General features: G+C 44.0%; 11 protein-coding genes. 5 read left to right on the top strand and 6 right to left on the bottom strand.

The window, feature by feature from the left end:
• Nucleotides 1–94: 94 nt before the first annotated feature.
• From QUA03_RS15530 to QUA03_RS15510, 5 genes are all read right to left on the bottom strand, one after another.
• Complete coding sequence (locus QUA03_RS15530; RefSeq protein ID WP_333213168.1) at nucleotides 95–1,174, bottom strand: hypothetical protein; 1,080 nt, start codon at nucleotides 1,172–1,174, stop codon at nucleotides 95–97.
• 76 nt (nucleotides 1,175–1,250) lie between these two features.
• The gene (locus QUA03_RS15525; protein ID WP_333213167.1) at nucleotides 1,251–2,228 is read right to left on the bottom strand and encodes a hypothetical protein; all 978 of its coding nucleotides are present in this window, start codon (nucleotides 2,226–2,228) and stop codon (nucleotides 1,251–1,253) included.
• A 56-nt stretch (nucleotides 2,229–2,284) separates the two neighbouring features.
• Complete coding sequence (locus QUA03_RS15520) at nucleotides 2,285–2,653, bottom strand: hypothetical protein (RefSeq protein ID WP_333213166.1); 369 nt, start codon at nucleotides 2,651–2,653, stop codon at nucleotides 2,285–2,287.
• Nucleotides 2,654–2,712: 59 nt separating this feature from the next.
• Nucleotides 2,713–3,417 (bottom strand): hypothetical protein, encoded by a 705-nt coding sequence (locus tag QUA03_RS15515; RefSeq protein WP_333213165.1) that lies wholly within the window; start codon nucleotides 3,415–3,417, stop codon nucleotides 2,713–2,715.
• 88 nt (nucleotides 3,418–3,505) lie between these two features.
• Entirely contained in the window at nucleotides 3,506–3,772 is a 267-nt protein-coding gene (locus tag QUA03_RS15510) for a hypothetical protein (RefSeq protein ID WP_006634886.1), read from the bottom strand.
• Nucleotides 3,773–4,026: 254 nt separating this feature from the next.
• Here QUA03_RS15510 and QUA03_RS15505 point away from each other — a divergent pair, with 254 nt between their 5' ends.
• From QUA03_RS15505 to QUA03_RS15490, 4 genes are all read left to right on the top strand, one after another.
• Nucleotides 4,027–4,350: a helix-turn-helix domain-containing protein gene (locus tag QUA03_RS15505; RefSeq protein ID WP_006634885.1), complete on the top strand. Its 324-nt coding sequence runs from the start codon at nucleotides 4,027–4,029 to the stop codon at nucleotides 4,348–4,350.
• A gap of 15 nt (nucleotides 4,351–4,365) precedes the next feature.
• Entirely contained in the window at nucleotides 4,366–5,055 is a 690-nt protein-coding gene (locus tag QUA03_RS15500; protein ID WP_333213164.1) for an ImmA/IrrE family metallo-endopeptidase, read from the top strand.
• A gap of 87 nt (nucleotides 5,056–5,142) precedes the next feature.
• Complete coding sequence (locus QUA03_RS15495; protein WP_333213163.1) at nucleotides 5,143–5,985, top strand: YheC/YheD family protein; 843 nt, start codon at nucleotides 5,143–5,145, stop codon at nucleotides 5,983–5,985.
• A gap of 28 nt (nucleotides 5,986–6,013) precedes the next feature.
• Nucleotides 6,014–8,890, top strand: coding sequence for a tetratricopeptide repeat protein (locus QUA03_RS15490; protein WP_333213162.1), 2,877 nt, complete (start codon nucleotides 6,014–6,016; stop codon nucleotides 8,888–8,890).
• 104 nt (nucleotides 8,891–8,994) lie between these two features.
• Here the strand turns inward: QUA03_RS15490 and argS are convergent, their stop codons facing one another.
• The gene (argS, locus tag QUA03_RS15485; RefSeq protein ID WP_333213161.1) at nucleotides 8,995–10,752 is read right to left on the bottom strand and encodes an arginine--tRNA ligase; all 1,758 of its coding nucleotides are present in this window, start codon (nucleotides 10,750–10,752) and stop codon (nucleotides 8,995–8,997) included.
• 349 nt (nucleotides 10,753–11,101) lie between these two features.
• Here argS and QUA03_RS15480 point away from each other — a divergent pair, with 349 nt between their 5' ends.
• Nucleotides 11,102–11,497 (top strand): hypothetical protein, encoded by a 396-nt coding sequence (locus QUA03_RS15480; protein ID WP_333213160.1) that lies wholly within the window; start codon nucleotides 11,102–11,104, stop codon nucleotides 11,495–11,497.
• The last annotated feature ends 349 nt before the right edge of the window (nucleotides 11,498–11,846 follow it).

Raw genomic sequence — 11,846 nt, 5'->3', positions numbered from 1 at the left:
CTGCCTCATTGTAGTTTTTTTTCCATGATTATGGGATGTTTGGTTTCACCCTTTTTTAATTCGCCAACAGTCTCTTTAAACCGCCGAGTTAGATCTACTTATTTTTCTGCTGAGTCTTCGCTTGTTCGATCGCAATTTCCCTCACTGCTTGGAAAGAACTCAAATTCGATGAACCCTCAATCGCCTTCACCGCCAAATCTTGAACCTGTTTCAAAGCAGAATCCAGTTGTTTCGACAAGCTAGCAAGGCGCGCATCTTGATTTTGAATTGTCTGCAACATCCCTTGAATTTGCAGTTCATAATTTTGCTTTTGCCCTTCGATATCTTTAGCAGACAAATCCGCCTTAACTTTAGCTTGATAATTGCCAATATTGCGGCCGTTATCTTTCCCGTTCTTGATATTAGCTTCCAGTTCTTTCGGGAAAGCTTCTACCTTCGCTTTAACCTCAGCATAAAGTTTTTCTCGTTCCGAAATAGATTTTTCGCGTTCCGCCCACTGTTTCTCCTGTTCTTGCTGAAACTCTTCGATTTCTTGATACAGCCTTTTCTGGCGCTGTTGGTATTCTTCGATGTCCAGATTTCGCTGAAGATTCAACTCATAATCATACAAGTCTTCATCCCGCTGGCGAGCTTTTTGGTGATGCTCATTGCGTTCTTTAATAGCCAACTTGTGGAGTTCCTGCTCTTTTTCCCAAGCTTGTCGGCGTTCCAACAATTCCTGTTCAACAGTTTCGCGCTGTTCGCTGAGTTCGCCAGCAAAAGTTTTCGCGCTTTCTTCGTACTGTTGAATTAAATTGTCCAGCGTATCCTCTGCAACATCTTCTAAACTGTGCAACTCTTGCAGTTGTTGAATTTCCTCACCCACTGTGCGCCGCAATTCTTCGACTTTAGCAGCTTCCGAAGTTAATTTTTCCGACAACTCGCTGACAGCACCACCAAAGCCAAATTGCAGCAAAATCAAATTGTCGATTGTAGACTGCATTTTTTGTGAATTTTGAGTTAAAGCCATTGATTTTTGTGCCTCCCCAATAGGTTTTTCGGGGACTGATGTTTGCTTTTGGGAAGCGTTTAGCTGTTGGATTTGCAATTCTAACTGCGCTTTTTCTTGCGCTGCTTCCTTGTACGCTTCTAAGATTTCCGCCTTGGTGCTTTTGTCGCTAACTTTTTTGTTCATGACTTTTCATTTCTTAATAGGGTGGAAAATTTATGTCATTTTTTCGTAAGGTGTGTATTGCACACCCTACTAGGTTTTAAGCTTTGCTGGCAAAAGCTTTCATTGCCAAATCTTGCGCTTGGTTCATCGTGGCTTGCAGTTGCGCGGATATTTCGGCAATTTGTTGGGTTTGTCGCTCAATTGTCTGCTGTAGAGATTGCACTTTCAATTCATATCCTTGCTTAGTGCTTTCCCATTCTTTATCCACTAAATCTGCCTTGACTTTAGCTTCGCGGGAAACTTCTTGAATTGCTTCTTCTTTGGCTTTGACATAAGCCTGTTTGAGCTCTTCTTCAAATCCGGCGGCTTTTCTTTGATTCTCTTCAAACTCCGCTTGATTGTCGCTGAGGACTTTTTCCCGTTCCACCCAATTTTTCTCTTTTTCGCGGGTAGATTCTTGCAAGTCCCGTTCTAGTTTGCGCTTCGTTTCTTCGTATTCGTCGATTTCTATTTTGTGAGTGCGCTGTAATTCGTATTGATAATCTGCTGTTTCTTCTTGGCGCTTTTTAGTGAGGAGTGCAGTTTCTTCTTGAACTGCTGCATCAAATTCTTGCTGTTCTTTTTCCCAAACCTTGCGTTTTTGGGTCGTGTCTTTTTCGATTATTTCGCGCTGGTTGGCGCTGTTTTGTTCGAGCAGGGTCAGTTTTTCTCGGTGCTCTTGAGTTAAAATGTGGAGGGCGTCTGCTACAACTCTGATTTGCTGTAACTCTTGCAATTGTGTGGCTTCAATTTCGATCGCGCGTTTTAATTCGTCTAATTTTGAAGATTCTGCCTTTAGTTTTTCCGAAAGTCCGCTGATGGTACTGCCAAAATCTAATTGCAAGTCAGCCAAGCCTTTGACGATGCTGTCAATTGTGTAGGTAGAAGCGACTTCTAGGAGTTGTTTGTTTTTGGCTTTTTCGGCTGACTGTTCTTTGGTTTCGACTTTGGATTCGATCTTTTTTTTGTCGGCTAAAATCTGCTGAAAGTTTTGCAAAATTTGGGCTTTGCTATCTTTGGCAGTTGCTATTGTCATAATGTTGGCTTCTCCTGATTATAACTTTTCGACACTTGTGACTGAAACGTTTTCAGTTATTCTAAGTTGCGGAGTTGGCTGAGAATGGAACGGTACTTGCTGGCTGCGTCGGGTTTTTCTTCTGAATTATCGCTGGCTAGCATTTTGAGAAGTTTCCAGCAGCGATCACACCGATTTCCTTCCCAGCAGCCGCACTCATCAATTATACTTAAAAGTGTGCCTTTTAGCAATTGATTTTCGGCTAACAAAGCTCGGTAATTCCGCTGCACTGATTCGGCAACTAAAGTCATGTGCTGGAAGTCTTCTGTGAGACTTTCGATGTCGTTAACTGCATCTGCCCGAATTTGGTCGAGCAGCTCAAGATTCTCTTGCAAACGACTTTCTTGCAGGTTTGGTTTGGTTTTCAGCTTGGTTAATTTCTTCATTTCAGTCGGTTGTAACAGTTATGGCAAAGGCGCGATTTAATCGCGCCTTTACAACAAAATTAGAACAAGTCAGCAGTTAATTGGTCTTCGGCTGGCGGTAGCGACATACTGCCGTTGGAATTCAAAGCCATAGCATCGCTTTCACCGCCAGCGTGAGCAGCCATCAAGCAGGCTACTTGCTGCGCCGGCAGGTTATCTAAACACACCATTGCCCTTGTTCCTTCTAAGTCAATCATCCGCGATTGATTGCTAGAATCTGACAAAACTGCTGCAGCTTGGTCGATCACAGCCCAATCTTTCCGCTCGTTCCAAGACCATTTCAAGCTGTAGTAGTTTATCGGTTTTACTACTCCGCTGTCGTCTGGTTTCTGACCGGAATGCTTAACAAATTCGGGAACAAAAATTCCGGTTGCAGGTTCTACGCCGCGAGATTGAACTGATGCTACCAAGCGGTTAAAATCGTTCAAGCTGCGGTTTTTGATGTATGTCACCATGACTACTCCTTGCGGTAATTCGCCACTTTCTGCGACAAACCACAGTTGACCCCACAATGTGTGCGAAGTTTGACCGAGGGAACCGAAGAATTTGGAGAATTTGAGGATTGTCATGGAACACTTGGAACCGTAGTCTGTATCGCCGATCGCCCACTGGCCACTTTGGCAATTGTTACGTACTGCGATCGGAATTTCTGGTACTAGCAAAGCATTGCTCGGTTTGGCACCAAATACTGAAAATGTAGGTCTTTCTTGTGTTTTAGTAGTCATTGTTCGTTTTTCCTTAGTTATTTATTGCTGCTTTACGGGGAACTGGTAATCCGTTAAATCTTGTACATTGCTCGTGGCCGAACTTCGATTACCTAATAAGATGTGTTGTTGCTTTTGGTTCTGGATAGGTATACTCAAGCATCGCCTCTTGTTGAGCTTTAATAATCCGCAGCGCGGCGAGCAAATGCTCTAACGTTTCTAAGTGCGCTGGGGTGAAGTGGATGCTGAAGCCTTCGCCATCCCGCGCGTAGCCGGGACAAACCAGTGAGGCTGAGCTTTGTTCTTCGTGGGTGGCGATGTATAGCCAGTCATCGTCTTCGAGCTTGTAATGCGTGTCTGTCCAGGTTCTCAGCATTTGCGATCTGCTCCTCCTTATTTGCTGCGTACAAGCGTTTTGACGCCCAGCGCTTCTCACTCCTCTGAAGTTGACGACGCTATATGTAGCGTGTGAGCTAGGCTAATTTGCACCCTTAACCCTACCAGTCCGGGTTAATTGGTTGATTAAACCGTCAACTAATCTCATGGTAGCGCGGGTTGATTTTCCCGTCAAGTATTTTGTTGAACTTTTCATCAAAACAGGCTAGAATGCTTGTCAGGAGGCAAAAAACCGTGGAACAAACATTTGGAAGACTGATCCGTCAAGCTCGCAAGGACAAAGCTTACTCACAACGTGAGCTAGCAGCTATGCTAAGTGTGGACTTTACTTATTTGTCGAAGTTGGAGAACGATCGAGCGGATTATGCGCCAAAAGAGGAGGTAATCCGAGCATTAGCGCGGAATCTAGACATAAACGAAGAGGAATTGATTTTCTTGGCGGGGAGGCTGCCGCAGCAGTACGAAGCGCTGCTGAAGCAGAATCCGAAGGAAATGCAGGCTCTTTTCCGCCGGATGCAAGAAAATCCCGATTGGCTCAAACAGTCTTTTGAAGCGTAAGAGAGGCCCCTCATAGTGAGTATTTTTAAGCCGTATTGCTTCTATCCCAAAGAAACGATCGAGCGTTTGGCAAATGACATCTTGATGCAGATGCAGAAAACGCAAAATTTTGCTCCGAGATGGCCTTTTGATGCGACAACGGTTGCTGATTTTCTGGATTTGGGCGTAGTTTGGGAGTGCATTGAGCCGGATGAAGAAGGTGCGATCGCGGCGAGGATTTTGCCGCAGCAGCGGTTAATCGAAATCAACGAACAGATTCTCGAAAAACCCCCAGGCTTCATCGAATCGACGATCGCCCACGAAATCGGCCACTGGGTGCTACACGTCAATCAAGACGAAGCAGACGGCACTGTCGAACAGTTGGAACTAAACTTGGGCAATCAAGGAAAAACCGCCCAGGATGCCGAGGAACCGTTTGTTTGTCGGGGTGCGAGTGCTGATAATAAGGTTTTGTCGATCGAATGGCAAGCGCAATATTTTGCAAGCTGTTTGTTGATGCCTCGGTGTATTTTGGAGGAAAAAAGACAGGGACGCGATTTAACTAAGTGGTCGCATTTATACAAAATGAGAGATGAATTGGGAGTAAGCATTTCCAATTTAACAAACCGCTTGCAAGAATTCGATTGGATTTACATTCCCAAGGGAACGCGCGAGATTTATGCCGGGAAAGATGCCGCCAACGGACAGGAGCGGTTGTTTGGATAAAAGTGCGATCTAATTTGAGGTTTGAGATTTGGAAGCGATTCTCTAATCTCAAATCTTTAAAATTAATTTTTAATTAAGTTACATTTTATGCTAACCAATATTCAAATCCTGCTGGCAGCTTGTGAGGAATTAAATATCCCTTACGAAATCCTGCATCCTTCCCAAAACTTGATTAGACTCAAACAGGGCGGCGAAGAATATTATTTTGTCAATTACATGACGCCATTTAACAGCGCGTCAGTAGCAGAGATTTTTAAAGACAAAGAATATACCTATCAACTATTAAACGGCAAAATAAATACTGCCAGAACTCTCGGTTTTGTCTCGCCTCACTGCGAGGAGAAGTATAAAAAGTATTTGAGTTTCCCAGATATTGAATCAATTGTTTTAGAAGTAAACAAAAAATTCGCTTTCCCGGTAATTCTCAAAAGAAATCGCGGTGCTGGTGGCAACAATGTTTTTTTGTGTGAAAGTAGAGAGCAAATTAAAGAAGCCCTAGAAATTATATTTAACGTAAACAGCAAAGATTATGACTATGTGGCCCTAGCTCAAGAATATATCGAAATTGCCCACGAATATCGGGCTGTATTCTGCAAAGAAAAGTTAGTTTTGCTGTACGAGAAAGACAAATCTCAGGCTAAATTTGCGGGCAATTTAAGCCCGTTGCACTGGGAAGGTGCAAAAGCCAAACATATAATTAACCCCAATCTCATGTCTGAGATTGAAGATTTTGTTAAACCTGTTTTTGCAGAAATTGCGATTAATTATGCTGGGCTTGACATAGCGCTAGATAAAAACGGAGCATATTGGTTGATTGAAATTAACTCAAGTCCTAATTACGATATATTTGTTAGAGATAACGATCGCCAAATTGTCGTAACAATGTTTAAAGGAATTCTGGAGAGCTTGATTGTTAACAAAATGCCGTAAATGCCTCGATTTTCAACGGACATAAACTATGGACAGTCAGCAGCTTAGACAACTCATCAGCCAGCCAGAAGGTTTGAAATTAGATTTCAAACGGGAACTGCACAAACTAAAAGACTCCAAGAAAGATTATGCCAAGCAGCAATGCGATGAGTTCATCAGAGATATTTTATCACTGACCAATGGTAATTTTAATACCGCTGACCAAACAGGCTATCTGATTATAGGGGTTGGAGATGAGTTAAGGTCTGATGGTACGAGAGACTTATTTGATGTTAGCAACCTGCTAACTCCCAAACAAATTCTACAAAGGGTTAACCCTGCCTGTGAGCCTCCTATTCCAGATGTTCACTGTGAAATTGTTGAGATAGATGGCAAAAATATTTTCGTTATTTCTATCCCGCCGAGTCCCCATTTACACCGGACGATCAGAGATTTAACACCGCGTACAACCTATCCTGCTGGCACTGTTTTTATCAGGCGAAATGAGGAAATATTTCCGGCAACTCCAGCAGAGTGCGATGTCATTCTGAGGGAAAAGGAGCGAGTCTTTGCCAAACCGAGGCGTGAGAAATACGATAATCTTACTCGTAGCAGTGTGGTGGAGTTTGTAGGGCGAGAACAGGATATTGAAAAGCTGGATGAGTTGTTCCAGCAACAGAATAATCTTCCTGCTGTCACGATTATTGGCATGGGCGGGGTTGGCAAAACGGCACTTGCCGATCGCTATGGGCAGCGACATTTAGAGGGGTTAGGTGACGGTGCCGGCGGTGTTTGTTGGATTGATGTCAGAAATGGAGATGTAGGGCTTCAAATTGTTAGTTTTGCGCGGAGTCTCTTAAACCTGAAGCCGCCAGAGGATTTGGATTTACCAAATCAGTTGAGGTACTGCTGGCAAAATTGGCCATTGGGAGATGTGCTGATTGCGTTCGATGATGTCACAGACTACAAGCAGGAGGTAAAGCCTTATTTGCCACCAAAATCATCTGGGTTTAAGGTGCTGATTACATCGCGGGAACAGTTGGGGCGAGGTTTGGCGTATTTGCCATTAAATGAATTGAAAACAGAGGCGGCACTGAGACTGTTGGAAGTGCTGATTGAGGATCTGAATCGCTTTCAACTGGAATTAGATGTTGCCGAACAAATCTGTGAGTGGCTTGGCTATTTACCCCTGGGGTTGGAATTAGTGGGGTGTTATCTTTATAATCGCCGGGATTTGTCCTTGGAGGCAATGCTGTCTTTACTGGAGGAAAAGCGACTCAAACACATAGCTGTCCAAAAACCCGATCCGACAATGACTGCTCAATTGGGGGTAGCTGCTGCCTTTGAGTTGAGTTGGGAGCGATTAGATGAAAACGCCCAAAAATTGGGCTGTATGCTGAGTTTATTTGCCTTGGCTGACATTCCTTGGTGGCTAGTGAAAGGAGCATACCATTATCTGCTCACATCAGAAGATGAGAAGATTGATTTAGAACTTTTGGAAGAAGCTAGAGCTGATTTATTGAATTGCCATCTGCTAAAGTCTACGAGTGATACAGCCTGTCGTTTGCATCCCCTAATTCGAGAATTTTTGAGGGGGAAGCGAGAAGAGTCAATAGAAGTGAATGAACTTAAAGAAGCCTTTGTAAACGCCACATGGGCAGTAGCGGATCAAATCCCTGAGTCACCCACCTATCAGCGGATTCAAATAGCTGCCCCTGCTATTCCCCATGTGGCAGAGATAGCCAAAGACAAAGACTTAAGGGATTTACTAAATGACAAGTATTTAACAGTGCCTTTTGTAGGCTTGGGTCGATTTTATGAAGGTCAAGGATTATATGCTCAAGCATTACCTTGGTTTGAGCAATGTCTATCCGTAACTCGATCCCATTTTGGGTCAGAGCATTCCCAAGTGGCAACAAGCCTCAGCAATTTGGCTTGCGCCTACAAAGCTCTTGGTCGCTATAGCGAAGTTGAACCCCTATTAGTAGAAGCTTTGGAACTGGACAAACGCTTACTTGGAGAACACAATGTTTGCGTATCAATCAGCTTAATCAATCTCGCTAGCCTCTGCCACCTTCAAGGTCGTTATGATGACGCTGAAACTATGTTTTTACAAGCCTTAGAGCTAAGCAAATACTGGCGTGAAGAACAACACAAAACTCATCTAATAACCTGCTTGGAACATCTGGTAGCGCTATATTTTGAACGAGGTGAATATGAAAAAGCTAAATCTCTATTAATGCGAGCTCTAGAGGAGAGTAAAGACATTAGCGATGTCAACCACTTGCCTACTTTACTTACCTATCTAGCACGTATTTACAAGTATCAGCAACGCTACGCTGAAGCTGAAAAATTTTATAAGCAAGCCTTGGAAAAAACAAAACAGTTGGTGGGAGAAAACCATCCTGATGTCGCCATAAATCTGAATAATCTAGCGCTGTTCTACCTTGAAACAGAGTGGCACATCAACAAAGCAGAATCTTTATTGATTCAAGCTTTGGAACTGACAAAAAGTTTCTGTGGAGAAGAACATCTTGATGTGGCAACCGTTCAACATCATTTAGCAGCATTATATGATACTCAAGATCGCTATAGTGAAGCAGAGCCTTTGCATTTACAAGCTTTAAAAACAAGAATTCGCTGCCTAGGAAAAGAGCATCTGGATGTGGCAAGGAGCTTCAAAAGTCTGGCTATTAGTTATTTGCAACAGGAACACTATAGTGCAGCGGGGATGTTAATGCTACAAGCTTTAGAAATTCTTCAGCAAAAGTTAGGCTCGAAGCATCCTGAAACTATTGAGTGCCAGATAAGCCTTGCAATGCTTTACCAATTGCTCAATTCCACAGAGAGAGACTTGCCAAATTTTAAACATAAAGGTAAGAAAGGAAAATCTCCTAAAAAGCGAAATAGATTCTGGGAACTGTAAAATTTATAAAATACTGTTTGGGGAGGTGCGTGAGTGCAAATAGTCTCATCATCTAGATTCAAATATTTATTGCTCTCACGCACCCTACAGCTACAAACTTTATATTACATTCTTTCCAATACCTTAATCCCCAACAACTCCAAACCCAATTTCAAAGTCCTCGCCGTCAAATCGCACAAAATTAACCGCGATGTCCGCAACGGTTCCTCAGCTTTCAACACCTGACACTGCTCAAAAAATTGATTGAACTTTTGACTCAATTCAAACAAATACTGACAAATTCGATTAGGCAACAAATCGCCGCCAACAGCACTCACAACTTCATTCAACTGCAATAAATGCTTTGCCAATACCAACTCGGCATCAGACTGCAAAATCACTTTCGCACCAGCATCTAAATTATCAAAATTAATCTCACCTTTGCGGCGAATTCCCTGCACGCGCGCGTAAGCATACAGCATATAAGGAGCCGTATTTCCTTGCAAAGCCAGCATTTTGTCGTAACTAAATACATAGTTGCTGGCGCGGTTTTGACTCAAATCTGCATACTTAACTGCACTCAAACCAACTACGCGACCTACGTTAGCTATAAACTCTTTCGTTTCCTGTCTTTCTTCTGTGACTAATCTGTCTTCCAAATCTTTGGTGGCGCGGACGATCGCTTCATCGAGCAAATCTCGCAATCGTACTGTATCCCCAGAACGAGTTTTGGCTCTTTTGCCGTCTTCTCCCAATACCAAACCGAAGGGGACGTGGACAATTTCGACATCATCAGGAATCCAACCGGCTTTTCTCGCTACTGCAAATACTTGGGCAAAATGGTTCGCTTGTCCCGAATCTGTAACATAAATTAAGCGCTTTGCATTGTCTTTTTGTATCCGGTAGCGCACTGCTGCTAAATCTGTTGTGGCGTAATTGTAGCCGCCGTCGGTTTTCTGCACTATTAGCGGCAGGGGTTCGCCTTCTTTGTTGGTGAAACCCTCTACAAAAACGCATTTCGCGCCGTCACTTTCTACCAGCAAACCTAGAGTGGTTAAATCTTCGACTACTGCGGGCAATAATGGATTGTAAAACGATTCGCCGCGTTCGGTTAATTTGATATCTAGCAAGTCGTAGATTACTTGGAATTCGCGGCGGGATTGATCGCACAGCAATTTCCAGGCGCGGCGGGTGTCTTCGGCGCCTGCTTGCAGTTTTACTACTTCTTGGCGGGCGGTTTCTTTGAAGGTTTCGTCTGTGTCAAAGCGCTGTTTTGCTTGGCGGTAAAATGCGACTAAATCGCCTAAATCTAGGGCGTCAGCGGTTGTGAGGGCTTCGGGGTGAACTTCGCGCAAGTATGCGATCAGCATTCCGAATTGGGTGCCCCAGTCGCCGATGTGGTTGATTCTGAGTACGTCGTGGCCTTGAAATTCGAGGATGCGGGCGATCGCATCTCCGATGATTGTCGATCGCAAGTGTCCGACGTGCATTTCTTTGGCTATATTCGGACTGGAAAAGTCGATCGCGATTGTCTGAGGCGTTTTCGCCGGTTCAATCCCCAAACGCGAGTCGCCGGCGATCGCACTAATTTGCGCTTCCAAATAAGCCGGTTTCAGCTTCAAATTGATAAAACCTGGCCCGGCGATTTCTGGGGTTTCGCAGATGTCGGTAATATCTAGGTTTTCGATGATTGTCGAGGCGATCGCCCGTGGGGGCTTTCCTAACTTTTTCCCCAAACTCATCGCCGCGTTGCACTGAAAGTCCCCAAAGTTGGGATTGGTGGCGGCGGCTAGCATCGGATCTGCACCTGCATAACTTTCGCCGAATGCAGCGGTGAATGCTTTTTCAAATTTTGCTTTTAACTGTTGGGCGATCGAGTTCATGTTTAATATTTTGATTGGATGTTTATTTTAAACTCTAGATTCAGCACTTTGTGGCAATAATACTCTCACTACTTAGGTAATTTCCCTCTGGTTCTCTCCCTCTGGGCCTATCCCCCTCTCCTCACCTAGTAGGAAATTTTGTACTTACCTTTGAGCTGCTGATGCGATCAAAATCATTGGCCGTGATAGCACAGAGTACATTTTATCACAGTTGCGATCGCTACACAAATTAAAAAATGTCACATCAAGTCCATGATCTCGATCGCTAGATCATTTTGTTAAATCGCTTACATTAAGGTATGTTAAAATTTTTTCAATGCACCCAAAAATCCTACGAAAGGAAGTAGTTATGTTATCTCAACCTATTTTTGGTGATCGCTCTCTGACCCACGTCTTTTATCAAGCAGTAATCGCTCGCTTCTACGACGGTTTCAGTCTCTCCACCCAAGCACTATTACGAGAGTGTACGCTTGGCTTCGCCCCTTGTCCCGATGGAGTCAAAACCTTTTTCATCATCGCGCCAAGTCTCGATGCAGCAGAGCAACTAATTGACAAAATGGACAGTATTTTGGAGCGAGTTGCCGAACTCATGGCTGGAGTCGGACAACTTGCCCTGTGCATAGTTCCCCCCGGCAGCGAACCACAGCAACCGATAGATCTGGAAGACTTAGAAAAAGTTCCCCCGGATTGTCTGGCTTGCAAATTCTTTACAATTATATGGGCCGATGCTGCGGCCGATCGGTAAAATTGACAGTTAGCAACCAGCAACTCAACACGGTTCGGCCCAAGCTGTGCCTGTGTCGGCGCGGGGTAGATTGTCTGTTAGTTACAGTCTTTGGAATTATCGGGCAAAGCGTGCAGGTAATTTAGAGCGCGCAGCAAGGTTGCACTCGCAATCCTTGCCAAGTGTTAAACCAGGCAAAATATATATATCAAATGACCGCTTGTCAGTAGCTCAGATTTTTACCGGCCGGCTCAAACAGCCGTGCATCTACTTTTTACATTCCCAATAAAGGCCACCAAAAAGCCGCATCAACTCTCCTCGGTGTCTCGCTTCAAAAGACAGCAGCAGGAATTTGGCGGTATCGCTGGAA

The organism is Microcoleus sp. S36b_A4, assembly GCF_036700645.1.
Lineage (GTDB): Bacteria > Cyanobacteriota > Cyanobacteriia > Cyanobacteriales > Microcoleaceae > Microcoleus.
Note: the sequence above shows the minus strand (reverse complement) of the source record. Positions and strands in the feature narration are given on the sequence as shown.

Excerpts from the sequence above, each read along its gene's own strand:
- QUA03_RS15495 (WP_333213163.1), top strand. The coding sequence starts at position 5,143 with ATGCTAACCAATATTCAAATCCTGCTGGCAGCTTGTGAGGAATTAAAT.
- QUA03_RS15490 (WP_333213162.1), top strand. The coding sequence starts at position 6,014 with ATGGACAGTCAGCAGCTTAGACAACTCATCAGCCAGCCAGAAGGTTTG.
- QUA03_RS15510 (WP_006634886.1), bottom strand. The coding sequence starts at position 3,772 with ATGCTGAGAACCTGGACAGACACGCATTACAAGCTCGAAGACGATGAC.
- QUA03_RS15530 (WP_333213168.1), bottom strand. The coding sequence starts at position 1,174 with ATGAACAAAAAAGTTAGCGACAAAAGCACCAAGGCGGAAATCTTAGAA.
- QUA03_RS15525 (WP_333213167.1), bottom strand. The coding sequence starts at position 2,228 with ATGACAATAGCAACTGCCAAAGATAGCAAAGCCCAAATTTTGCAAAAC.
- QUA03_RS15480 (WP_333213160.1), top strand. The coding sequence starts at position 11,102 with ATGTTATCTCAACCTATTTTTGGTGATCGCTCTCTGACCCACGTCTTT.
- QUA03_RS15515 (WP_333213165.1), bottom strand. The coding sequence starts at position 3,417 with ATGACTACTAAAACACAAGAAAGACCTACATTTTCAGTATTTGGTGCC.
- QUA03_RS15520 (WP_333213166.1), bottom strand. The coding sequence starts at position 2,653 with ATGAAGAAATTAACCAAGCTGAAAACCAAACCAAACCTGCAAGAAAGT.
- argS (WP_333213161.1), bottom strand. The coding sequence starts at position 10,752 with ATGAACTCGATCGCCCAACAGTTAAAAGCAAAATTTGAAAAAGCATTC.